Annotated in this window: 17 protein-coding genes; 10 read left to right on the top strand and 7 right to left on the bottom strand. The window is 72.7% G+C overall.

Annotated elements, in window-relative coordinates; genetic code table 11:
• Positions 1–15: 15 nt before the first annotated feature.
• On the top strand, positions 16–1,242 hold the full coding sequence (locus I2W78_RS07500; protein WP_196458028.1) for a damage-control phosphatase ARMT1 family protein: 1,227 nt from the start codon (positions 16–18) through the stop codon (positions 1,240–1,242).
• On the opposite strand, the gene I2W78_RS07495 is transcribed toward I2W78_RS07500, so the two are convergent.
• Genes I2W78_RS07495 through I2W78_RS07485 form a run of 3 tightly spaced genes read right to left on the bottom strand, consistent with a single transcriptional unit; the run spans position 1,181 to position 4,623 of the window.
• Positions 1,181–2,479, bottom strand: a complete 1,299-nt coding sequence (locus I2W78_RS07495) for a cytochrome P450 (RefSeq protein ID WP_196458027.1) — start codon at positions 2,477–2,479, stop codon at positions 1,181–1,183. The two genes, I2W78_RS07500 and I2W78_RS07495, sit on opposite strands and share 62 nt — an antisense overlap.
• Positions 2,476–3,324: an alpha/beta fold hydrolase gene (locus tag I2W78_RS07490; protein ID WP_196458026.1), complete on the bottom strand. Its 849-nt coding sequence runs from the start codon at positions 3,322–3,324 to the stop codon at positions 2,476–2,478. The genes I2W78_RS07495 and I2W78_RS07490 overlap by 4 nt, the downstream gene beginning before the upstream one ends.
• A 60-nt stretch (positions 3,325–3,384) precedes the next feature.
• Positions 3,385–4,623, bottom strand: coding sequence for an endonuclease/exonuclease/phosphatase family protein (locus I2W78_RS07485; protein WP_196458025.1), 1,239 nt, complete (start codon positions 4,621–4,623; stop codon positions 3,385–3,387).
• A 222-nt stretch (positions 4,624–4,845) separates the two neighbouring features.
• On the opposite strand from I2W78_RS07485, the gene cyc2 reads away from it, so the two are divergent.
• The 4 genes from cyc2 (at position 4,846) to I2W78_RS07465 (ending at position 10,201) form a co-directional block, all read left to right on the top strand.
• Positions 4,846–7,011 carry a germacradienol/geosmin synthase Cyc2 gene (gene cyc2 / locus I2W78_RS07480; RefSeq protein WP_196458024.1) on the top strand — a complete coding sequence of 722 codons (2,166 nt, stop codon included), beginning with the start codon at positions 4,846–4,848 and terminating at the stop codon, positions 7,009–7,011.
• 265 nt (positions 7,012–7,276) lie between these two features.
• Entirely contained in the window at positions 7,277–7,867 is a 591-nt protein-coding gene (locus I2W78_RS07475) for a PDZ domain-containing protein (protein ID WP_196458023.1), read from the top strand.
• Positions 7,868–8,091: 224 nt separating this feature from the next.
• Positions 8,092–9,219 (top strand): aminopeptidase P family protein, encoded by a 1,128-nt coding sequence (locus I2W78_RS07470; RefSeq protein WP_196458022.1) that lies wholly within the window; start codon positions 8,092–8,094, stop codon positions 9,217–9,219.
• 46 nt (positions 9,220–9,265) lie between these two features.
• Positions 9,266–10,201 carry a phosphotransferase family protein gene (locus tag I2W78_RS07465; RefSeq protein WP_196458019.1) on the top strand — a complete coding sequence of 312 codons (936 nt, stop codon included), beginning with the start codon at positions 9,266–9,268 and terminating at the stop codon, positions 10,199–10,201.
• 129 nt (positions 10,202–10,330) lie between these two features.
• Here the strand turns inward: I2W78_RS07465 and treZ are convergent, their stop codons facing one another.
• Positions 10,331–12,076, bottom strand: a complete 1,746-nt coding sequence (gene treZ / locus I2W78_RS07460; RefSeq protein WP_196458017.1) for a malto-oligosyltrehalose trehalohydrolase — start codon at positions 12,074–12,076, stop codon at positions 10,331–10,333.
• A gap of 173 nt (positions 12,077–12,249) precedes the next feature.
• Between treZ and I2W78_RS07455 the strand changes: the two genes are divergently transcribed.
• The 3 genes from I2W78_RS07455 (at position 12,250) to I2W78_RS07445 (ending at position 14,720) form a co-directional block, all read left to right on the top strand.
• On the top strand, positions 12,250–12,801 hold the full coding sequence (locus I2W78_RS07455) for a DUF1707 and FHA domain-containing protein (RefSeq protein WP_196458015.1): 552 nt from the start codon (positions 12,250–12,252) through the stop codon (positions 12,799–12,801).
• Positions 12,802–12,903: 102 nt separating this feature from the next.
• Positions 12,904–14,304 carry a M14 family zinc carboxypeptidase gene (locus I2W78_RS07450; RefSeq protein ID WP_196458013.1) on the top strand — a complete coding sequence of 467 codons (1,401 nt, stop codon included), beginning with the start codon at positions 12,904–12,906 and terminating at the stop codon, positions 14,302–14,304.
• Complete coding sequence (locus I2W78_RS07445) at positions 14,301–14,720, top strand: SSI family serine proteinase inhibitor (RefSeq protein WP_196458011.1); 420 nt, start codon at positions 14,301–14,303, stop codon at positions 14,718–14,720. The genes I2W78_RS07450 and I2W78_RS07445 overlap by 4 nt, the downstream gene beginning before the upstream one ends.
• A 34-nt stretch (positions 14,721–14,754) precedes the next feature.
• Here the strand turns inward: I2W78_RS07445 and I2W78_RS07440 are convergent, their stop codons facing one another.
• The gene (locus I2W78_RS07440; RefSeq protein ID WP_196464459.1) at positions 14,755–16,008 is read right to left on the bottom strand and encodes a M14 family zinc carboxypeptidase; all 1,254 of its coding nucleotides are present in this window, start codon (positions 16,006–16,008) and stop codon (positions 14,755–14,757) included.
• A gap of 240 nt (positions 16,009–16,248) precedes the next feature.
• Positions 16,249–18,600, bottom strand: coding sequence for a malto-oligosyltrehalose synthase (treY, locus tag I2W78_RS07435; protein ID WP_196458009.1), 2,352 nt, complete (start codon positions 18,598–18,600; stop codon positions 16,249–16,251).
• 81 nt (positions 18,601–18,681) lie between these two features.
• On the opposite strand from treY, the gene I2W78_RS07430 reads away from it, so the two are divergent.
• On the top strand, positions 18,682–19,980 hold the full coding sequence (locus tag I2W78_RS07430; RefSeq protein WP_230885365.1) for an MFS transporter: 1,299 nt from the start codon (positions 18,682–18,684) through the stop codon (positions 19,978–19,980).
• On the opposite strand, the gene glgX is transcribed toward I2W78_RS07430, so the two are convergent.
• Complete coding sequence (gene glgX, locus I2W78_RS07425) at positions 19,977–22,085, bottom strand: glycogen debranching protein GlgX (protein ID WP_196458007.1); 2,109 nt, start codon at positions 22,083–22,085, stop codon at positions 19,977–19,979. The two genes, I2W78_RS07430 and glgX, sit on opposite strands and share 4 nt — an antisense overlap.
• A gap of 182 nt (positions 22,086–22,267) precedes the next feature.
• Here glgX and I2W78_RS07420 point away from each other — a divergent pair, with 182 nt between their 5' ends.
• The gene (locus I2W78_RS07420) at positions 22,268–23,089 is read left to right on the top strand and encodes a Tat pathway signal sequence domain protein (protein WP_196458005.1); all 822 of its coding nucleotides are present in this window, start codon (positions 22,268–22,270) and stop codon (positions 23,087–23,089) included.
• The last annotated feature ends 36 nt before the right edge of the window (positions 23,090–23,125 follow it).

Genomic DNA, 23,125 nt, shown 5'->3' with positions numbered 1-23,125 from the left:
GGTACGGTGAGCCGCATGCCCGACACCGCGCCCGCGCCCGTGATCCTCGGCAACGAAACCGGCTCCTTCCCGCACAGCGTGCTGGCCGAACGCCACCCCGCGATCATCCGGCAGGTGCGCGAGTCCCTGCCGTACGGCCCCGACCGGCAGCGCGCCCTCGACACCCTGCTCACCAGCTGCACCAAGGGCGTGATCGACCCGCTCCCGTCCGACGCGCACGACCGGGACCGATGGGCCGCGTGGGGACTCGACACCTACGCCGGGCAGTCCTGGTTCGACGTGCCCTGGCTGTGGTCGGAAAGCTACTTCTACCGCCAACTCCTCGAAGCCGTCGGTTACTTCGGTGCCGGGCCCGAGCAGGCCATCGACCCGTTCCGTCCGGTCAAACTCGCCGAGCTCGACGCACCGCAGACCGACGAGGAACTGGCCGCCCTCGACCGCCTGGAATCCCGCCCGTCCGAAGAGCGCGCCCAGGCGCTGCTGCACGGCTCGCTCTGGGGCAACCGCGCCGACCTCGGCTTCCGGCTGTCCGCCGGCGGCGACACCCCGGCCGCCGCCCCCGGCCTGGTCGCCGACGACAGCGACACTCTGTGGTCACTGCTGCCGCCCTCCGGCACCGGCACCCTCTGCCTGATCGCCGACAACGCCGGCCGCGAACTCATCCCCGACCTGCTCCTCATCGCCCACCTCCTCGCCGAGGGCCGCGTCGAGCGGGCGGTGCTGCACGTCAAGCCGTACCCGTACTACGTCTCCGACGCCACCCCGGCCGACGTGCTCGACGCACTGCGTCGGCTCGCCGCGGCGCCGGGCGCGGCCTCCGCGTACGGGCGCCGCCTGTGGTCGGCGACTGTGGAGGGGCGCCTGACGGTACGGACCCACCCCTTCTCCTGCGGCCCTCTGCCGTACGCCGACATGCCCGACGACCTGCGCGCCGAGTTCGCCGCGGCGACGCTCACCGTCGTGAAGGGCGACCTCAACTACCGCCGCCTCGTGGGGGATCGCCGCTGGCCCCCGACCACCCCTTTCGCCGACGTCACCGGCTACTTCCCCGGGCCGGTCGCCGCCCTGCGCACCCTGAAGTCCGACGTGATCTGCGGCCTCGACGCCGACACCGAGGCGGCATTGGTCGCCGCGGAGGGGCAGCGCTGGCGGACCGGCGGCACGCATGCGCTGATCCAGGTCAACGCGGGTGCGGGTGTGGCGGGTGCGGGTGGAGGCCGAGACGCAGGTGCAGGTGTTTGATGCCGTTGATGAAGTTCGAGACCAGCCGTTTCGGGGGCCCGGCGGTCCGCGGCGCCGCGGGCAGGGCTCGTAGCGCCTCCTGATACAGCACCCGCAGTTGCAGCCGGGCGAAGTGCGCGCCCAGGCAGACGTGCGGGCCGTCGCCGAAGGAGACGTGCGGAACCGGCTTCCGGAACAGGTCCAGCCGGTCCGGCTCGGCGAAGACCCGCTCGTCACGGTTCGCGGCCGCGTGGAAGACGACGACCTTGTCCCCGGCCCGGATCGGCCGCCCGGCAAGCTCCGTGTCCTGTACGGCGGTCCGGCGGAAGCTGAGCACGGGTGGATGCCAGCGCAGCAACTCCTCCACGGCCGAGGCGACATCGACCGAGCCGGTGCGCAACTGCTCGTAGGCGTACGGATGCTCCGCCAACGCAAGCAGTCCGCCCGGTGCCGCGCTGCGTACCGTGTCGTTTCCGGCCACCGTGAGCAGGAAGAAGAACATCTCCAGTTCGGCGTCGGCGAGCTCTCTCTCGTGGGCGAGTGTGGTCAGCACGTCGTCGGAGGGGTGGCGGCGTTTGTGCGCGGCGAGTTGCTGGGCGTACCCGAACATGTCCCGCAGTGCCGCCGGTGACCGTGGGTTGAGCGGTTTGCCCGTCGCGTCCAGGACCGGGGGACCGGCCTCGTCGGGGTCCTGGTAGCCGATCACGCGTTGGGTCCAGTGCAGCAGCAGCTTGCGGTCGCTCTCCGGGACGCCGAGCAGGTCGGCGAGGTTGAGCAGGGCGTAGTCGTCCGTGACGGCGGTGACGACGTCGACGGCGCCGTCACCGGTCCGGGCGAGTTCGACGGCGTCCGCGAACAGGCTCCGCGCGCGCTCCCGCACGACCGCCGTGAAGCGCTCGGTCCGCCCGGGGGTGAACGCGCGGCTCACAAGACGCCGCAACCGGTTGTGGTCCGGCGGATCCTGATTGAGCATCATGCGGCGGATGAACGGCAGATCATCCGCGTCCGGGTCGCGGATCTGGGTCGCGCCGAGACACGACGAGAAGGTCGCCGAGTCCTTCAGGACGCGGACGACATCGGCGTGCCGGGTCACCGCCCAGAAACCGGGCCCGGCCGGCCAGCCCAGCACCTCGGGCTCGTCCTGCCAGGCCACCGGGTGATGGTCACGCAGGACGCGGTAGGCGTCGTACGGCACCCCATCGGCGTACCGACGCGGGTCGAAGACGTCGGGGACGGACGGGGGTGCCGACGGCGTCATGCGGGGTCGCCTTCGGCCGGTGCGCCGCCTTGGCCTTCTCGGCCGTCGCCGGGTCGCACGCCGTCCCGGCCTTCCTCGCCGTCCCGGCGGAGGAAGTCCTCGACCACGCGGATCAGTTCGAGCGGGGTCTCGTCCATCGCGTAGTGGCCGGCGCACGGCAGCTCGTGGAGTTCGGCTCGTGCGTACCAGGTCAGCCATGTCCGGCGGAGCAGATCGGCCGAGAGGGCGGGGTCGAGCGCTCCGGCGACGGCGAGCGCCGGGACGGTCGAGCCCTCGACCTGCTCGTGGAAGTCCTCGCGGGCCCAGGAGTCCAGCCAGGCGCGGAACGCCTTCGGGTCGCTGTCCGTGAGGGAGCGGGCGACCATGCGGTCCAGCCAGGCCGCCGGGCGGCGGCCGCCCGTGGTGATGTCGATGATGGCGCGGCGGTTCTCCGGCAGCTGGGCTGCGTCCGCGAACAGCTCCCACTGCTCCGGCGGCAGCGCGAGCCCGCAGGCGGGCACCGGTGAGATGCCCACCACCGTGCGCAGCCGGTGCGGGGCGACGGCGAGCAGCCGCTGGGCGATCGCGCCTCCCATGGAGTGCCCGACGACGGAGAACCGCGGCCAGCCGAGCCGGTCGGCCAGCGCCACCAGGTCGAGCGCCGCCTCACCGGTGGTGTACGCGCCGTCCGTGTCCTTGGCCTGCCCGTAGCCGCGCAGATCGACGAGCGCGTACTGGAAGGACGTACGGTCCAGATCCGGTAGGACGGGTGCGTACGCGGACCGGTCGGCGAACCAGCCGTGCACGGCGAACACCTTGTGGGTGCCGTCGCCGTGCAGCTCATGGGGAAGCACGAAGGAGGTCATGCGAACACCGTGGCCGGTCGGCCGGGGCTCGGCAAGGGCGCGCGGCGGGGCGGCGCGGGCTCAGACCACCCGCACGTCCTGCCAGACCAGCCGGTGGTCCGAGGTGGGGACCGGCCAGCCGCTGCCGACCAGCCGGTACAGCGGGTCGTCGGACGTCGGCCAGAACACGCCGTTCGCGACCGGCGTCAGTCCCTTGCCGGGTATGACGTAGTCCACCCGCAGGTTGCCGGGCGCGGTGTCGGTGAAGTCGGCCGTGTCGTAGGCCGGGTTGCCGGTGTGGGTGGTGTTGGCGCCGCCCTGACGGCTCGCCGCCTCCACCGCGCCGGCGCTTGCCGGTGGGGTGGCCGGCAGGTTGACCGCCGGGTGGTCGAGCAGCTGACGTATGGCGTTGGCGTAGCTGTCGCCGTCGTGCGGGTCGGCGTTCTGGTCGCCCGCGATCACGAAGCGCGCGCCGGGGCGCAGTCCGCCGCGCCGGCCCTTGTCGTCGTAGAGGTAGAAGCCGCGCCTGCGGCCGCCGATGTAGTCGGCCCAGAGGCGGATCTCGTCGTGGTTGCGGCGGCCGTTGCGGTCCTCGGGGCCGTCGAAGGTGGGCGGTGTCGGGTGCGAGACGAGGAAGTGGACGGTGTCGTGGCCGATGCGGACCGGTACGTCCCAGTGGCTCTTCGAGGAGAGCCGGAAGATCGCGCGGGCCTCGTCGCTGTAGTAATCCGCCGGGAGGAGGTTGCCCGGCATGTCCTTCCACAGGAAGCGCTGGAAGGTGCGCACCGCGCGCGTGTCGATGGGGTACTTGGAGAGGACGAGCATGCCGTACTGCCCCGGGAACCAGCCGTAGCCGAAGGCGTCCTGCCCGTACGCGTCGGAACCGGGCGTCGTGACGGCGCCGTTGCGTCCGTCGAAGTCGACGCCGGAGGCGACGCCCGTGTTGACGGGGCCGGTGAAGTGGTACCGGTAGCGCACGGGACGCGCGCCGTTCTGGCTCACCGCCAGGTAGTTGCGCCGGAACAGGCGCGCCGCGGTGCCGTCGGCGTCGTAGTCGAACTCGTTGATCAGCAGGATGTCGGGGTCGACCCGCTGGATGGTCTCGGCGGCGTTGCGCGCCTGGACGTTGTCCGGGGTGGACAGGTCGGTGACGAGGGCGCCCTCGGCGGAGCGGTTCAGCGAGGCGTTGAACGTGGCGAACCGAACCGTCCGCCGGTGCCGGCCGGTGGCCGACGCCGGGAACGCCGCGGTGCCGGCCAGCGCGGCCCCGGCGAGCGAGGTCAGCGCGGCCCGGCGGGAGAGGGCTCTGGGGTCGTTCATCGGGACTCCCAAGGTCGGGGACACGTGAAGTGCCGTGGTCGGCGGTTTGCCTGGTCTGGTGGAGCCGGGGTTGCCTGTTGTGCGATTGCCGTAGTCTGCGCGCGTAGAGATGAACGCCACAAGGTCTGGCGAGAACTCCCGGATTCACCCCCGATTCACGCGATGGTGTGATCATGTCCGGGCCGGCGGATGCCCCCGGCGGGCCACGGGTAGGGCCCGGCCATGACGCAGCAGCCGTTCGAACTCCCGCACTTCTACATGCCGTATCCCGCGCGGCTGAACCCACATGTCGACGAGGCCCGGGCCCATTCGACCGTGTGGGCGCGCGAGATGGGCATGCTGGAGGGGTCCGGGATCTGGGAGCAGGCCGACCTCGACGCGCACGACTACGGCCTGCTCTGCGCCTATACGCACCCCGACTGCGACGCCGAAGCCCTCTCACTCATCACCGACTGGTACGTGTGGGTCTTCTTCTTCGACGACCACTTCCTGGAGACCTTCAAGCGCAGCCAGGACCGTGCCGGCGGCAAGGCCTATCTGGACCGGCTGCCGATGTTCATGCCGCTCGACATGTCAACACCCGTACCGGAGCCGGAGAATCCGGTCGAGGCGGGCCTCGCCGACCTGTGGGCGCGCACGGTGCCCTCGATGTCCATGGACTGGCGCCGCCGCTTCGCCGTCGCGACCGAACATCTGCTGAACGAGTCGCTGTGGGAACTGTCCAACATCAACGAGGGGCGGATCGCCAACCCCGTCGAGTACATCGAGATGCGCCGCAAGGTCGGCGGCGCGCCCTGGTCGGCCGGGCTCGTGGAGTACGCGACCGCCGAGGTGCCCGCGTCCGTCGCCGGTTCCCGGCCGCTCAGGGTGCTGATGGAGACGTTCTCCGACGGCGTCCACCTGCGCAACGACCTGTTCTCCTACCAGCGGGAGGTCGAGGACGAGGGCGAGCTCAGCAACGGAGTGCTCGTCCTGGAGACCTTCTTCGGCTGCACCACCCAGGAGGCCGCCGAGGCCGTCAACGACATCCTGACCTCCCGCCTCCACCAGTTCGAGCACACCGCGTTCACCGAGGTGCCCGCGCTGGCCCTGGAGAAGGGCCTCACCCCGGACGAACTGGCCGCGATCGCCGCCTACACCAAGGGCCTGCAGGACTGGCAGTCCGGCGGCCACGAATGGCACATGCGCTCCAGCCGCTACATGAACGAGAACGCCAGGGCCACCGCCCCCTGGAGCGCCGGAACCACCGGACTCGGCACCTCCGGCACCGACATCCGGGCGCTGCTGGCCTCGGCGGGCGTCGAGCGGCTGCGCGCCTACACGCACGTGCCGTTCCAGAAGGTCGGGCCGACGCGCATTCCCGAGATCTACATGCCGTTCCAGGTACGCCTCAACCCCGACCTCGAGGGCGCCCGCGCCCGTCTCCTGCCCTGGGTACAGGGCCTTGGCATGCTCAGCGAGGGCGTCTGGGACGAGGACAAACTCGCCGCCTTCGACCTGCCGTTGTGCTCGGCGGGCCTCGACCCGGACGGCACCCCGGAAGCCCTCGACCTCAGCTCGCAGTGGCTGACCTGGGGCACGTACGGCGACGACTACTACCCGCTCGTCTTCGGGCACCGCCGCGACCTCGCCGCCGCCAGGCTGTGCACGGAACGCCTCTCGGCCTGCATGCCCATCGACGGCGCGGCGCCTCTCGTCCCGGCCAACGCCATGGAGCGTGGCCTCGTCGACCTGTGGCAGCGCACCACGGCCGGCATGAACGAGGACGCCCGGCGCCGGCTGAAGGCCGCGATCGACGTGATGACGGAGAGCTGGGTGTGGGAGGTGGCGAACCAGGTCCACAACCGCATCCCCGACCCCGTCGACTACCTGGAGATGCGCCGCGCCACCTTCGGCGCCGACCTCACCCTCGGCCTCTGCCGGACCGGGTACGGCCCGGACATCCCGCCGGAGGTCTACCGCAGCGGCTCCGTCCGCTCGCTGGAGAACGCCGCCGTCGACTACGCGTGCCTCCTCAACGACGTCTTCTCCTATCAGAAGGAGATCGAGTACGAGGGGGAGATCCACAACGCCGTCCTCGTGGTGCAGAACTTCTTCGGCGCCGACTACCCGACCGCCCTCGGCATCGTCAACGACCTGATGACGCAGCGCATGCAGCAGTTCGAGCATGTGGCGGCGACGGAACTTCCGGTCGTGTACGAGGACTTCGGTCTGTCGGACAAGGACCGCGAGAGCATGGCGGGATACGTGGGCGCGCTGCAGAACTGGATGGCGGGCATCCTGAACTGGCACCGCGAGGTCGATCGCTACAAGGCGGACTATCTGGCGCGCCGAGCCCACGGCTTCCTGCCGGACCGCGCGCCGTCCGTGCCGGTGCCGGTCAGCTGATTCACCGAGCCCACCGATTTCACCGAACCACTGATTCCACTGATTCCGTGCAGCCGCGCGGCCGTCTCCTCGGCGAGCTCTCTCATGCCCTTCGCGGCGTTTTCCGAGAGCTCGCCGAGTATCGCGTCGTCGGCCGCGAGGCGCAGGGCGTGGGCCTCTGCCCCGTGCGTCGGAGCGCCTTCCATTTCTGATGGTGAACCAGTCTCACTCGTTCGTGGCTCGTTGTGCGCCGGTGCGCCGGGTAGTGCACCAGGGGAGGCGAACCATGGAACAGACTGCGCTGCGTCCCAAGCCGATGCCCGGTCAGGAGCCCGGCGACACCGGCTCGGACCCCGTCCGGCGCCCGCATGCCGCGCGGCGCCGCGGCCGGCGGCTCACGACCCTGCTGCTCGGCCTGCTCGTCGGGGTGGTACTGGTGCTGTCCGGCGTCGGACTGGGCACGGTGGCCGCCACGGTGATCGGCATGAGCAACCTCGCCGAACTCCAGAGCCGGCCCGGCCGGCCCGGACCGTCGGGGTCACCGGTGACTCCGTCCGTCTCGCCCGGCCCCAGCGCTTCCGGGCCGTCGGCCGCCGGGCCGACCCCTGCGGCCGACATGATCCTGGGCGTCGAGGTCGTCGACGCGGAGAAGTCCGGTGCCCTGGTCGTCGGGGTGCACATCCCCGGGCCCGGCTATGCGGCGGGCCTGGTGCGGGGCGACGTACTGCTCACGTTCGACGGCGCACCCGTCGAGTCCGCGGCGGACCTCGTACGGGCGGTCGACCGGTCCCGTCCCGGGGCGACGATCACGGTGACGGTACGGCACGTGAGCGGCGGCTACCAGCAGTTGGCGGTGGCCCCGGCGATCGTCACGTGACCACGGGCAACGCTTAATAGGGTTACACGTATGCAGGCATTTGACGCACTGCTCGGCTCGGCCCCGCTGCTCGATCCAGGTCCGGCAGACCGCACGACCACCGACATGCGGGGCCGGCCACACCCCGACTTCCACCCGAATCCCCGTTTACCGGCTCGCGTCGCCCCCTCCGGGCGGGCAGGATGCTGCCCGAGGTGTTCCCGCACCGGCTCAGGGAGGCTTGGATGACCGGCAGTACGGCCGCGCCCTTCACCGCCGACGACTACCGCGCCCGTATGGAGCGCGCCGCGCGGGCGGCCGCCGACGCGGGGCTGGCCGGGCTGCTGGTGGCGCCGGGGCCGGACCTGGTGTGGCTCACCGGCTACGCGCCCACCGCGGCCACCGAACGGCTCACCCTGCTGGTCCTCGCCGCCGACCGGGATCCCGTCCTCGTCGTCCCCACCCTGGAGGCCCCCGACGCCGCGCACGCGGCGGGAGCGGCCGCCCTGACACTGCGGGACTGGACCGACGGCAAGGATCCCTACGCCCTGACCGCAGGCCTGCTCGCCGCCTCCGGACGCTTCGGCATCAGCGACAACGCCTGGGCCATGCATCTGCTGGGCCTGCAGAAGGTGCTGCCCGGCACGTCGTACGCCTCCCTGACGGAGGCGCTGCCGATGCTGCGTGCCGTCAAGGACGCGGCGGAGCTGGAGCTCCTGGCGGCCGCGGGAGCGGCCGCGGACGCAACGTTCGAGGAGATCCGGAAGGTTCCCTTCGGCGGCCGACGGGAGTCCGACGTCGCCGGCGACCTCGCCGACCTGCTGCGCCGCTTCGGGCACTCCCAGGTCGACTTCACCATCGTCGCCTCCGGCCCGAACGGGGCCAACCCGCACCACGAGGTCGGCGACCGTGTCATCGAGCGCGGCGACATGGTCGTCCTCGACTTCGGCGGCCTCAAGAACGGCTACGGCTCCGACACCTCCCGCACGGTCCACGTCGGCGAACCCACCGACGAGGAGCGCCGGGTGCACGACATCGTGCGCGAGGCCCAGGAGGCGGGCTTCCAGGCGGTCCGGCCGGGCGTGCCCTGCCAGGAGGTCGACCGGGCCGCCCGCGCGGTCATCGCCGACGCCGGCTACGGCGAGTACTTCATCCACCGCACCGGGCACGGCATCGGCGTCACCACGCACGAGCCGCCGTACATGATCGAGGGTGAGGAGCAGCCCCTGGTCCCCGGCATGTGCTTCTCCGTGGAACCGGGGATCTATCTGCCGGGCCGGTTCGGGGTGCGCATCGAGGACATCGTGACCGTGACCGAGGACGGCGGCCGCCGCCTCAACGACACCAGCCGGGAGATGCTCATAGTCGAGTGACCGACCCAGGAGTCCCTGTACACACCCGAGCGACAACGGTCCGACCATGACCCAGGCACCGACACCCACCGAGGACACCGTCCGCAGACTGGTCCGTTCCCTGCTCAAGGAGGGCGCGGCCGGTCCCGACGTCCGGCCGGTCACCGAGGGGGGTGGGCAGGCCACGTGGTGGGTCGGCACCCGGCACGTGCTGCGTCTCGCCCCCGACCGCGAGGCCGCCGCACGCCAGCGCCGCGAACTGCGCCTGCGCGACCTCGTCCGCCCGCACGTCCCGGTCGCCGTGCCGACCAGCGTGGCGCACGGCGAGTGGGCGCCCGGCCTCACCTACACGCTGGACACCAAAATGCCCGGCGGCTCGGCGCCCGAGCACGACGTCTCCGCCCTCGGCGAGGCCGACCTGGCCGGACTTCTCACGGGGCTGCGCGAGGTGCCCGTACGGCAGGCGGAGGCGCTCGGCGTGCCGCGCACCGCCCCGCGCTCCCTGGAGGCGCTGCGCAAGGCCGCCGGACGCGCCGCCGAACGCCTCGCCGCGGCAGACGAGTTCGACGCCGCCCGACTCCACCAGTTCACCCCGCCCGCGGCGGTCCAGCTCGCCGCCCAGCCCGGCGGTGCGGTGCTCGTCCACCACGGCCTCACCGGCGCGCACCTGGTGGTCAGCGCCGACGGCCGGGTCCGCGGCGTCCTGGGCTGGGCCGACGCGGTCGTCGGCGATCCGGCCGAGGACATCGCCGGCCTCGCCCTCGCCGTCGGCGCCCCCGCCGCCGTCCGCGCCGCCACCCTGGCCGGTTACGGCGCCCGGCCCTGCCTGCGCGGCCTGTGGCTCGCCCGCTGCGACAGCGTCGTCCACCTGGCCGACCGCCTCGCCGGCAAGGGCGAAGAGCCCCTGCTCCACCTCAGGACCCGGCTCCGGTACGCGTGGGAGGCGATCCTCCTGGAACGCGTGACGGAACTCCGGGGAGACGACACGGACGACGCCCTCTAGGGAGGACCGGCCTCCGTCCGCACTGAGCGGACACCCACAGGCGTGCGCGCCTCCGCCGGAGGCCGCACCAGGGCGGGCACCCACGCGGGCCGGCTGGGCCGAGCAGGCACCCGCACGCGCGTGTGCCCCCTACGGCTGTACCACCACCACACAGCACTCCCCAGGCACCCTCAGCACCCCCTCCTCGTCCGGCGGCCCGACCGGCTCCCACGCGGCGAGGACCTCGGCCGGGCGGGTGCCCAAGGGGATCTCGGCCGGGGTCTTCGCGAGGTTCACGGCCACGCAGATGTCCCCGCGCCGGAAGGCGAGCCAGCGTGCCTCCTCGTCGTGGGCGACCTTGATGTCGGCGAGGTCCGGGTCGGTGAGGTCCGGCTGGTCGTGGCGGAGGGCGATGAGCCGGCGGTACCAGGCCAGCACGCGCGCGTGGGGCTCGCTGTCGGGCTCGGCCCAGTCGAGGCACGAGCGGTCCCGGGTCGCCGGGTCCTGCGGGTCAGGTACCTCGTCCTCGGCCCAGCCGTGCGCCGCGAACTCCCGCCGCCTGCCCTGCCGTACCGCCTCCGCGAGCTCGCGATCGGTGTGATCGGTGAAGAACTGCCAGGGCGTGCCGGCCGCCCACTCCTCGCCCATGAACAGCATCGGCGTGAACGGCCCGGTCAGCACCAGCGCTGCCGCACAGGCCAGCAGGCCGGGGGAGAGCTGGGCGGAGAGCCGGTCACCCTGGGCGCGGTTGCCCACCTGGTCGTGGGTCTGGCTGTAGCCCAGGAGCCGGTGCGCGGAGACCCGCGTGCGGTCCAGCGGCCGCCCGTGGTGCCGGCCCCGGAAGCTGGAGTAGGCACCGTCGTGGAAGAACCCGCCGCCGAGCGTCTTGGCGAGCGCGCTGACGGGGGCGCGCGCGAAGTCCGCGTAGTAGCCCTGCGACTCGCCCGTCAGGGCGGCGTGCAGGGCGTGGTGGAAGTCGTCGTTCCACTGCGCCTGTACCCCCAGCCCGCCCTTGTCGCGGGCGGTGATGAGCCGCGGGTCGTTCCGGTCGGACTCGGCGATCAGGAACAGCGGGCGACCCGAATCCGCGGCGAGGGCGTCCACCGCGGCCGACAGCTCCTCCAGGAAGTGCAGCGCGCGCGTGTCCGCGAGCGCGTGCACGGCGTCCAGCCGCAGCCCGTCGAGCCGGTAGTCGCGCAGCCACGCCAGCGAGCTGTCGATCAGAAACGCCCGCACCTCGTCCGACCCGGGCGCGTCCAGGTTGACGGCCGTGCCCCACGGGGTGTGGTGCGTGTCGGTGAAGTACGGGCCGAACTCGGGCAGGTAATTCCCGGACGGACCGAGGTGGTTGTGCACGACGTCCAGGACCACGCCGAGACCGAGTTCGTGGGCCCGGTCCACGAAGCGTTTCAGCGCCGCGGGCCCGCCGTACGGCTCGTGCACCGCCCACAGCGACACCCCCTCGTAACCCCAGCCGTGCCGCCCGGGAAAGGGGCACAGCGGCATCAACTCGACGTGTGTGACGCCCAGTTCTGCGAGGTGCCCGAGGCGGTCCGCGGCCGCGTCCAGCGTGCCCTCGCGCGTGTACGTGCCCACGTGCAGCTCGTACAGGACCGCGCCCGGCAGCGGGCGGCCGGACCACTCGACGCGCCACGTGTGCAGCCCATGCTCGACGACCGCGCTCAGCCCGTCCGGGCCGTCCGGCTGCCGCCGCGAGCGCGGATCGGGCCGCACCGGGCCGTCGTCCACCGAGAAGCCGTAGCGCGTGCCGTCACGCGCCTCCGCGTCGACGGTCCACCACCCCGCTCGCTCCGGATCGTGCTCCATCGCGCGCGTCGCTCCGTCGCAATGGAGCGTCACACGGTCGGCCTGCGGTGCCCACACCTCGAACTGCACGGACGGTTCCCCTTCGTCTGCTCACCGTGATGTCGCCCGATCATCGTGCTTCAAACGAGATCAATCCGCTTGTGCTTACCCCCTTTTACGGCGGGTGTCGTCCGGTACGCGCGCGTGGTGGTCGTTTCCCCGATTTCTGGACACCCGGGGTTCACTGCCCGACAATCAGCCGTGTGACGTCGTCCTTCGAGTTCTCGACCTACCCCGCGCGGCTGTCCGACGCGGAGCGCGACAAGGCGCTGAAGGTGCTGCATGACGGCGTCGCCATGGGCCGTCTGTCGCACGACACGTTCATCCGGCGCATGGAACTGGCGCTCGCCGCCCGCCGGTCCGACGAGCTCGCCGCCCTCACCGCCGACCTGCCCTCCGAGGGCCGGTTCGCGCGCCTGGTGTTCGGCACGGTCGAGGCGGTGTCGGGCTTCACCGAGCGGCTGCGCAGGGCCTGGCGGGCGGAACGGCTGCCCAAGCTGCTGCTGCCCCACCCGGCGGCCGGTCGCCCCCTGCGCATAGGGCGCGACCCGGCCAGCGGACTCCGGCTGAACCACGAGACGGTCTCCCGGGTGCACGCGGAACTCACTCGCCAGGGTGGCATGTGGGTCCTTCGGGACCTCGGCTCGACGAACGGCACCACCGTGAACGGGCGGCGTGTCATCGGAGCGACCGTGGTCCGCGAGGGCGACCAGGTCGGCTTCGGGCAGATGGCGTTCCGGCTCGCGGCCAACTGACCCGGACCACCCCACGGACTCTCACACCGATGCCCGAGCCCGAACACCCCAAATGACCCTGATCGGCGCGGTGTTGACGTACACCTGAACTCGTGACTGACTGTGCGTACACCACACACATCAGGTGAACCGACGGCACCACGGAGGTGTGCCCTGCCGCCACTCCTCCGCTATCCGACCGTCGACGAGCTGGGCGCGAGAGCGGCCGCCCTCGTCGCCCGCCACCCCCGTTCCGCCCGGCTGCGCCGTATCGGCACCTCGCGCGCGGGTACGCCCCTGTGGCTGCTGTCCGCCGGCCGCGGCAGCCGCCACACCCTGATCGTCGCCGGGCCGCACGCCAACGAGCCCGTCGGCGGCGCCACCGTCCTGCTGCTGGCCGAGCGGATCCTCGCCGACCCCCACCTGACCGAGGGCGCCGACACGACCTGGAACCTGCTGCTGTGCCTCGACCCCGACGGCCTGCGCCACAACGAGGGCTGGCTGACGGGCCCGTACAGCCTCGACCGGTACTTCCGCGGGTTCTTCCGCCCCGGCTTCCTGGAACAGCCCGAGTGGCTGCCCGACGGCGCGGCCGGCGCAGTACTGCCGGAAACGCGCGCCCTGCTCGCCCTCCAGGACGAACTGAAACCTTTCTTCCAGTGCTCCCTGCACGGCGTCGACGTCGGCGGCGGCTTCGTCGAACTCACCCGCGACCTGCCCGGCCTCGCGCGGTCCGTGTCGCAGACGTCGGCCCGCCTCGGCATCCCGCGCGAACTCGGCGCGTACGACGCCCTGTACTGGCCGGCACTCGGGCCCGCCGTCTACCGGATACCGCCCCCGCGCCGGGGCGACCTGGTCGCGGCCATCACCGAGGCGGCCGTCGAGTCGACGTGGTACCACCCGCACCGGCACGGCACGGTGACGGCCGTCGTGGAGGCGCCCATGTGGGGCGTGGACGCCGTGGCGGACGACTCCGCGCCCACCGACCCGGACGCCGCGCTGCGCGCCCTCAGCCGCACCCTGCGCCACGACACGCGGCTGCTGCGGGGCATCCTCGCGCGCGTGCGCCCGCATGTCGCCGCCGTCCCGGACGCGGCCCGCCTGCTGGCGCCGGTCGACGACTACCTGCTCGTCTGTCCCGGGCTCGCCGACGCCTGGGACCCCGACCTCGACCTAACGCGCCGCCCCCTGCCGCCGCTGACCACCGCCCACCTGACAGCCCTGCGCATCGCCGGACGGCGCCTCGCCCTGCGCACGGCGGGGCTGCTGCACCAGCTCGTCACGCGCGCGGGGCGCGATCCGGCCGGTGTGCTGCCGGAGCTGGACGAACTGGTCGACCAGTGGTGCGCCGAGTACCGGGACGGCTGCGGAGCCCGCTGGATCCCCGTCCCGCGCCAGGCCGAGTACCAGTCCCAGGTGGTCCTGGCCGCGTTCGAACTGGCCCGGCGGCACGCACCCGGGGGTTCCCGTTCGGGTGAGTCGGGCTGGGGTTGTGAGCGGGTCGTGCCGATGCATCGGGAATGACGTACACCCTCACGACGAAAGCCGTACGGGGCGGTCTGCTGGCGGCGGCCGCCCTCCTCGCCGTCGGCGCCGCACCGGCGCCGGCGACGGCCCAGGAGTCCCGCGTGAGCGACTGGCTCTATCTCTCGGTCATCCGGGGCGACGCCCGGTCCAGCGACACGAGCGGCACCCTGCTGATGTGCGACCCGCCCCAGGGCCACCGGCGGGCCGCCGAGGCCTGCACCCAGCTCGACGCCGTGCACGGCGACATCAGCCGCATGCCGCTGAAGCACGCCTACTGCACGATGGTCCACGCGCCGGTGACCGTCCACGCGCGCGGGCAGTGGCGTGGGCAGCCGGTCGACTACCGGCAGACGTTCTCGAACGACTGCGAGATGGAGGCGCGCACGGGGGCGGTGTTCGCGTTGGACGGCTGACGGACGGTGGCTGGTGGCGACCGGTCGGCGGCGGTCACGCCGACCGGTCGCGCGCGTGGAGGGCCGCCGCGACGACGGTGCGGGCCTGATGCTCGACCTGGTTCTCCAGGGGTACCCAGCGGGCGCGGAAGCGGTCGGCGAAGGCCTCGCTCCAGGTCGCGACGAGCCGTTCGAGGCGCGGGGCGGCCCGGTCGTCGGTCTCCTGGAGGACCCGCAACAGCATCGCCGCCGCCCGCAGAGGCAGGCGGCGGGCGAAGGCGTCGACACTCCCGACGTACGCCATCGTGTGTCCGGCGGGCGGCGTGTACGTCCAGTCGGCGGCCAGCCCCGGCACCAGCTCCAGCGCCCATCTCGCGGCCCGCAGCAGGGGCCCGTCGACGCCCTCCAGGCGCGGTGAGGCGTCGGACAGCACCCGCTCCACCTGGAGCGTGTCCCGCTGCAGACGGCCCGCCAGGCGCCGCATCGCCGCGGCCGGCGCCGGATGCGGGGCCGGGTCGTCCACCAGGTCGCTCGCCCACATCGGCACCTCCACGACCGCCGTCAGGCCGCCGTACCGGTGCACGTGGTACCAGGTGCTGTGCCGGGCGTCGTCCGCGGGCAGGCTCGGGTACGCCAGGCTCGCACCGGCGGCCGGCATCACATGCACCCCGGGTCCGGTAGCGGGCCAGCCCGCCGCGTCCGACGCCCCCGTCTCCACCGGTATGTGCAGCTCCGCCGCCGACTTGGCGAACGGCTCGGCCAGGCCGGGTATCTCCTTCGTCAACTGCACCCAGCTGCCGCCCAGGTCGGTGCCGTGCAGGGTGACCTGGAGGTAGGGCCGCAGCTCGTCGATGACCCCGGTCAGGGCCCGTGTCTCGGGCGGCAGCCGGTCCGGCGGCAGCACGGCCGGCGACCACTCCGGCTGCTCCGGGCCGGCGGGCCGGAAGAACCCGAGGTGGTAGTCGAGCAGGCTGCGCGGCGCCGGCGTGACGTGCAGGCTCGCGCCGTCCGGGTCCGCGCACAGCAGGAAGTGCCACGATATGCCGGACCGCAACTGCCGCCCGTGCACCACCCGTTCGGCGACCGTGAGCAGCGTCGAACCCCCGGTCGGTTCGTTCGCGTGGGCCCCCGCGACGACCAGGACCGCGCGCCGGGCGCGACCCACGGACAGCAGATGCAGCGGCCGGCCCGCGCGGGAGACGCCGATCTGCCGGAGGGCGCACAAGCCGGGATGCCGAGCGGCCAACGCCCCGGCGGACGCGACGATTTCGGTCACGGTGGGGTAGCGCAGCTCCGGCAGGAGACTCACCCCCGACTTGTCCGCCCGGCTTCGCACCCGCAGTACCGCACGGTCTCCGTGCAGTGTCAAGGAGAGAACGGGGGAGCCTCCAGGGGGCGCCCGGATGCACGCACCGCCGGGCGGACGCGTGTTCGCGCCAGGGCCAGGCGTTCGCGCCCCCACCCCCAAGCCCTCCGCCGGTCTCCGGTCGGCGCCCGAACCCGCAACCAGCACGGACCCGACGGCCCCACCGCGCGAACCGCCCGCCCCTCAGCCAACCCGCTCCAGCAACACCACAGGCAACGGCTCGAAAAGCTCCCCCACGCGCGCGTGCCCGCTGAACTCCCGACCCGGAGCCAGCACGTCGGCCCAGCGCCCCGGCGGCAGCGGCAGGGCCGTGTCCCGCCAGCCGCCCGCCTCCGCCAGCCGCAGCGACAGCCGGGTGACGGCGGCGACGACCTCGCCGGAGCGCACGTACGCCAGGCAGTGCGCGGCCGCCGGGCCCTCGGCCGCCAGCGGCGCGTATGTCGCCGCGTCCCCGAACACCTCGGGCCGCCGCGCCCGCAGCCGCAGCGCCGCCGCGGTCACCGCACCCTTGGCGCCGGCATCCTCGGCGGGCGGGAACCCGACAGGCCGACGGTTGTCCGGGTCGACCAGCGCCCGGTACTCGGCCTCCGTGCCCTGGTACAGATCCGGCACCCCCGGCATGGTCAGATGGACCAGCGCCGTGCCGAGCACATTGGCCCGGACGTGCGGCTCCAGCTCGCCGCGCAGGGCGGCCACCGGCTCTCCCGGGGGACCGCACGGGCCCGCCGCCACGAACGCCGTCACCGCCTCCTCGTACGGCGGCTCCTGCTCCGTCCAGCTGGTGTACAGCCCGGCCTCGCGCACATGCTTCAGCAGCGCCTGCCGCACCCGGTCCGGATCGGCCGGGCCGAGGCCGAACACCGTCTGCCAGGCCGCCCACGCCAACTGCGCGTCCGGCACACCCTCGCCCGTACGGGTCACCTCGGTCAGCACGTCCGCCCAGCGCCGCGGGCACTCGGTGAGCACGGCCAGCGCCGCGCGCACGTCCGCGCTGCGCTTGGTGTCGTGCGTCGACACGACGGTCCCGGTGAGCGGCCAGTCGCGCTGCACGCGCGCGCAGTACGCGTGGAACTCCTCCGGAGACAGCGCGGGGATCCCCGGGTTCCCGCCCACCTCGGTTGCCGACAGCAGCGGCACATAGCGGTAGAACGCCGTGTCCTCCACGGACTTCGCCCGCAGCGCGGACGCGGTCTGCGCGAACCGCGCCCGGAACTCCAGATGGTCCGGCGCGTCCCCGTGCCGCCCCAGCACCAGCCCGCGTACGACGTCGACCGCACCGGCCTCCTCGTCGACGACGAAGGCCGCCCTGGCCTCCGCCGCGGCCTCCTCCGTGACGACCGTCGCCGCGTCCCCCGAGGCGTACGGCCGGTACACCTCCAGCCGCACCAGCAGCTCCCGCAGCGCCGTGTGCAGCGCCCAGGGCGCGCGGTCGCGCAGCGCGGGGTCCGGCGACGCCGCGCACAGCCGGCTCGCCGACCGGGTCAGCCGGTCCACCTCGGCGGCCAGCTCGTGCTCCAGCACGCGGTACGCGGCCCGCCGTACCGTCGACTCCCAGTGGCCGCCCCGGTCCGTCTGCGGGGCTGCGAACCGCCGGTACTGGCCGAGGAGTTCACCGGCGCCCGCGGGGTCCGTGAACACGCCGTCGACGTGCCGCAGGGCGTCGTAGCCCGTGGTGCCCGCGACGGGCCAGGAGGCCGGCAGACGCTCCCCGTCGGACAGGATCTTCTCCACCACCGTCCAGCGGCCGCCGGTCGCCTCGTGCAGCCGCCTCAGGTAGACGTCGGGGTCGGCGAGCCCGTCGGGATGGTCGATGCGCAGCCCGTCGATCACCCCGTCGTGCAGCAGCTGCAGGATCTTGGCGTGCGTCGCCTCGAACACCTCGGGGTCCTCCACGCGCACCCCGATGAGCTCCGAGATGCTGAAGAAACGCCGGTAGTTGATCTCGGTGCGGGCCAGCCGCCACCACACCGGGCGGTACCACTGCGCGTCCAGCAGCTGTGGCAGGGGCAGCTGTTCGGTGCCCTCGCGCAGCGGGAACGCGTGGTCGTGGTAGCGCAGGACGTCTCCGTCGACCTCCAGGTGCTCCATCTCGGCGCCGAGCGGATGCCCGAGCACCGGCAGCAGCACCTGGCCGCCCTGTGCCTCCCAGTCGATGTCGAACCAGCGCGCGTACGGCGACTTGGGGCCCTCCCGCAGCACCTCCCACAGGGCGCGGTTGTGGCGCGGCACCATCGCCATGTGGTTCGGCACGATGTCCAGCACCAGTCCCAGACCGTGCTCCCGCGCGGTGTGCGCGAGCGCCCGCAGCCCTTCCTCGCCGCCCAGTTCCGCACGCACGCGCGCGTGGTCCACGACGTCGTAGCCGTGCAGTGAGCCCGGCACGGCCTCCAGGACGGGGGACAGGTGCAGATGCGAGACGCCGAGCGAGGCCAGATACGGCACGGCCGCCGCCGCGGCCCCGAACGGGAACTCGGGCTGCAACTGCAGCCGGTACGTGGCCGTGGGCACCGTCGGGTCAGGACGCTCAGGTGTCATGGAAAGCTACGTACCCGCCCGGCCGGGTTTCGTGTCATCGTCCCCTGCGCGTGCGCCCACACGCGTGGCTAGCTTCGAGCGATGGGAAGCACGGGGTGGCGCGGCACGCTGGGGACCTACCACGAGGTGATCGGCCTGACCGGGCCGCTGCTGCCGGTCGTGTCCTTCCTCGGGCGGCTGCCGACGGCCACCGTCCAGTTCGGCAGCGTGCTGCTCGTGGCCCGCACCAGCGGGTCGCTCGCCGACGCCGGGCTGACCGGCGGCGCGCTCGCGATCGGGCAGGTGGCCTGTGGGCCGCTGGTGGGCCGGCTCGCCGACCGGCACGGGCAGCGGACGGTCGTGCTCGCCTTCTCCCTCACCAACGCCCTCGCGATCGCCGCGCTCGTCGTCGGCGCGCTCGCCGGGCTGCCGGCGCCGCTGCTCGCCCTCCTGGGGGCGGTGGCGGGCGCCAGTGTGCCGCTGATCGGACCGCTGGCCCGCACCCGCCTGGTGGCCCTCGCTCGCCGCTCGGGCGCGCCGGACGCCACGGTGGGCACGGCCCTGTCCTTCGAGAGCGCCCTGGACGAGGTCTCCTTCGTCCTCGGCCCGGCCCTGGTCGGCCTCGCGGCGGTGCTGGCTCATCCCGCACACGCCCTGGGGGTGGCGGCGTTTCTGGTGGCCACCTGCGGCACCGGCTTCGCGCTGCATCCGACGGCCAGGACGACGGCGGCCCGGTACGGGCCCGTCGCGACGTCAGGGGAACGCCGGTCGAACCGCACCCCGGGGCCCGCTCCCCGTCGCTCCCGTTCCCTGCACCCCCTCTGTGCCGCCCTCGGCCTCCAAGGCGCCATGTTCGGCGCCTGCCAGGCCGGCATCACCGCGCTCACCGATCGCCTGGGGCAGCCGGAGCAGGCCGGACTGGTGTACGCCGCCATGGGAGTGATGAGCGCCGTGGCGGGCCTCTCCATGGCCGCCGTACCGGCCCGTATCGCCCTCCGGGCGCGCTGGCGAGCGGCCACCGCCGCCGCCTTCGCCCTCTCGCTGCCCCTGCTGTGGACGGACGGACTGGCCGCCCTGTACGCCGTCGTCATCGTCCTCGGTGTCGCCTACGCCCCGCACCTGATCACCGTGTTCGCGCTCACCGAACGCGCGGTCCCGAAGCAGCGGCTCGCCGAGGCGATGGCCCTGGGGACGAGCGCCCTGGTCGGCGGTCAGGCCCTGGCCGTCGCCGTCACCGGCCGCCTAGCGGAGTCGTACGGCCCCACCGCGGCGTTCGCGGCGGCGAGCACGGCCGCCGCACTCGCCGCCGCGATCGCGTGGACGGCGCGCCCGGCGACGTACACCCAACGCACCGAGAGCACCTTCCGCGCGCGCGTGCCCGGCAGCGACACCCGCGCCTAGGCGGGCCGCTGCAACACCGTCAGGCTCCGGTCCACGAGCGTCAGCCGGTCGCCGGCCGCCACCTTGGTACCCGTGCCCGGCGGTACACCCTCGGGCCGGGCGGTGTCGACGACGACCTGCCACTGCCGTCCGTGGTTGACCGGCAGGACGAAGTCCAGGGCCTTGGGTGAGGCGTTGAACATCAGCAGGAACGAGTCGTCGGCGATCCGTTCCCCGCGCGGCCCCGGCTCGGAGATCGCGTTGCCGTTGAGGAACACCGTCAGCGCCGACGCCTGCGCCGACTCCCAGTCCCGTTGGGTCATCTCCTTGCCCTCAGGGGTGAACCAGGCGATGTCGGACAGCTCGTCGTGCGTGCCCTCCACCGGCCGTCCGTGGAAGAAGCGCCGCCTGCGCAGCACGGGGTGGTCCTTGCGCAGCCACACCATCGCGCGCGTGAAGTCCAGCAGCTCGCTGCCGTCCTGCGGCCACTGGACCCAGGCCAGGTCGCTGTCCTGGCAGTAGGCGTTGTTGTTGCCGTGCTGGGTGCGCGCGAACTCGTCGCCGTGGCTGATCATCGGCACGCCCTGGGACAGCATCAGCGTGGCGATGAAGTTCCGCATCTGCCGGGCCCGCAGCTCCAGAACGCCAGGGTCGTCGGTCTCGCCCTCCGCGCCACAGTTCCAGGACCGGTTGTGGCTCTCGCCGTCGCGGTTGTCCTCTCCGTTGGCCTCGTTGTGCTTGTGGTTGTACGACACCAGGTCGTGCAGGGTGAAGCCGTCGTGGCAGGTCACGAAGTTGATGGAGGCGAGGGGCCGGCGTCCGTCGTCCTGGTAGAGGTCGGAGGAGCCGGTCAGCCGGGAGGCGAACTCCGCCAGCGTGCGCGGCTCGCCCCGCCACAGGTCCCGCACCGTGTCCCGGTACTTGCCGTTCCACTCGGTCCACAGCGGTGGGAAGTTGCCCACCTGGTAGCCGCCCTCGCCCACGTCCCAGGGTTCGGCGATCAGCTTCACCTGGGACACCACCGGGTCCTGCTGCACCAGGTCGAAGAACGACGACAGCCGGTCCACCTCGTGGAACTGCCGGGCCAGCGTGGCCGCGAGGTCGAAGCGGAAGCCGTCGACGTGCATCTCGGTGACCCAGTACCGCAGCGAGTCCATGATCAGCTGGAGGACGTGCGGGGACCGCATGAGCAGGGAGTTCCCGGTCCCGGTCGTGTCCGTGTAGTACCGGGGGTCGTCGGCCAGGCGGTAGTACGACGGGTTGTCCAGGCCTCTGAAGGACAGCGTCGGGCCCAGATGGTTGCCCTCGGCGGTGTGGTTGTAGACGACGTCCAGGATCACCTCGATCCCGGCCTCGTGCAGCGCCCGCACCGCCGACTTGAACTCCAGGACCTGCTGCCCGCGGTCGCCCCAGGAGGCGTACGTGTTGTGCGGGGCGAAGAAGCCGATGGTGTTGTAGCCCCAGTAGTTGTTCAGGCCCATGTCCACCAGACGGTGGTCATTGACGAACTGGTGTACGGGCATGAGCTCCAGGGTGGTGACGCCGAGCCGGGTGAGGTGCTCGATGACCGCCGGATGGGCGAGCGCCGCGTAGGTGCCGCGCAGTTCCTCCGGCAGCCCCGGGTGGCGCATGGTCAGGCCCTTCACATGGGCCTCGTAGATCACCGTCTCGTGGTACTCGGTGCGCGGCGGCCGGTCGTCGCCCCAGTCGAAGTACGGGTTCACCACGACGGACGTCATGGTGTGCGGTGCGGAGTCCAGGTCGTTGCGCTTGTCCGGTGAGCCGAACGGATAGCCGTACACCTCCTCGCCCCACGAGACCGAACCGCTGATCGCGCGCGCGTACGGGTCGAGCAGCAGCTTCGCCGAGTTGCAGCGCAGCCCGCGCTCGGGGGCGTACGGGCCGTGCACGCGGAAGCCGTACCGCTGGCCCGGCATGACGCCCGGCAGGTACGCGTGCCGGACGAACGCGTCGCTCTCCCGCAGTTCCACCGCCGTCTCCGAGCCGTCGTCGTGCAGCAGACACAGCTCTACTCGGTCCGCGGCCTCCGTGAAGACCGCGAAGTTGGTGCCGGCGCCGTCGTAGGTGGCGCCGAGCGGATATGCCTCTCCAGGCCAGACCTGCATGGATACGACTCTTCCAGGTGTGTCGTGCCGGTGGGGCCGCCTTGACCCCCGAGTCTCCCCGAAAGTGAGGGAACCACCTATGACTTACTCCCCTCTTACCGGTCGACCAGTGCATACGACGTATGCCGAACCAGTGGGCAGACACGTACTCCCCTGGAGACCAGGGGGAGTAGGGGGAGATTGTGCGCAACATAGTGCACCGCCATCTGGGCAAGGTGGTGGCCGGTGCCGCGATCGCGGTCGCCGGGACGGCCGTGATGGTGGGAATCACCCTGCCGGGCACGGCAGGAGCCGACGACACGGCCGGGGGGACGGCCGGTGGACGCGGGGCCCAGCAGGCGGCTCAGAGCGCGGGAGAGGGCCAGGCAGCCGTTCCGCCGGGTGTCGTGGAGCAGGCCCCCGCCCAGGGCGAGAAGGGCACCGGCCGCGACCCGCTCACCGAGGACGAGATGAAGCGGGTCGAGCGGATCGCCCTCAGCCGGCAGCCGCGCGGCTCCGGCGAGGACGTCGACGGGGACCGTGGGCCGCAGCGGCTCGGCGTCGACCTCGCCGAACCGGAGGCCGGCGAGCTGGGCGACGCGAAGGCGCCCCGGCGCGCCGAGGTGTCGTTCTACGACTACCGGGACGACACCCTCGTCACCAGGACCGTCAACCTCGACACCGGGAAGGTCGAGCGGACCGCCAGTCAGCAGGGCGTCCAGCCGCCGCTCAGCCGCGACGAGGCCAACGAGGCCGCCCGGCTGCTGATCGCCGACCCGCTGGGCGCGGGCCTGAAGGCCGACTACAAGGACGCCACCGGCAAGGAGCTCACCTCGCCGGACCAGCTGCTGCTGAACAGCATGGTGTACCGGGCCGCGCCGGGCGCCCAGCCCGCCGTACTCGACCAGTGCGGTGAGCACCGCTGCGTGCGGCTGTTCCCGAAGGTGAAGAACGGGCCGTGGATCGACGCCCGTTCCCTGGTGGTCGACCTGAGCGCCCGCAAGGTGGGCGAGCTCGCCGACTGAGCCACCCGCGCGCGGGAGCAGCCCGCGATCAGCGCG

This window comes from Streptomyces spinoverrucosus, assembly GCF_015712165.1.
Taxonomy (GTDB): domain Bacteria; phylum Actinomycetota; class Actinomycetes; order Streptomycetales; family Streptomycetaceae; genus Streptomyces; species Streptomyces spinoverrucosus_A.
The sequence above is the reverse complement of the archived record's forward strand: the minus strand, read 5'-3'. Positions and strand labels throughout refer to the sequence as shown.

Coding starts and splice junctions, on each gene's coding strand:
- I2W78_RS07500 (WP_196458028.1), top strand. CDS start 16: ATGCCCGACACCGCGCCCGCGCCCGTGATCCTCGGCAACGAAACCGGC.
- I2W78_RS07495 (WP_196458027.1), bottom strand. CDS start 2,479: ATGACGCCGTCGGCACCCCCGTCCGTCCCCGACGTCTTCGACCCGCGT.
- I2W78_RS07490 (WP_196458026.1), bottom strand. CDS start 3,324: ATGACCTCCTTCGTGCTTCCCCATGAGCTGCACGGCGACGGCACCCAC.
- I2W78_RS07485 (WP_196458025.1), bottom strand. CDS start 4,623: ATGAACGACCCCAGAGCCCTCTCCCGCCGGGCCGCGCTGACCTCGCTC.
- cyc2 (WP_196458024.1), top strand. CDS start 4,846: ATGACGCAGCAGCCGTTCGAACTCCCGCACTTCTACATGCCGTATCCC.
- I2W78_RS07475 (WP_196458023.1), top strand. CDS start 7,277: ATGGAACAGACTGCGCTGCGTCCCAAGCCGATGCCCGGTCAGGAGCCC.
- I2W78_RS07470 (WP_196458022.1), top strand. CDS start 8,092: ATGACCGGCAGTACGGCCGCGCCCTTCACCGCCGACGACTACCGCGCC.
- I2W78_RS07465 (WP_196458019.1), top strand. CDS start 9,266: ATGACCCAGGCACCGACACCCACCGAGGACACCGTCCGCAGACTGGTC.
- I2W78_RS07445 (WP_196458011.1), top strand. CDS start 14,301: ATGACGTACACCCTCACGACGAAAGCCGTACGGGGCGGTCTGCTGGCG.
- treY (WP_196458009.1), bottom strand. CDS start 18,600: ATGACACCTGAGCGTCCTGACCCGACGGTGCCCACGGCCACGTACCGG.
- I2W78_RS07430 (WP_230885365.1), top strand. CDS start 18,682: ATGGGAAGCACGGGGTGGCGCGGCACGCTGGGGACCTACCACGAGGTG.
- glgX (WP_196458007.1), bottom strand. CDS start 22,085: ATGCAGGTCTGGCCTGGAGAGGCATATCCGCTCGGCGCCACCTACGAC.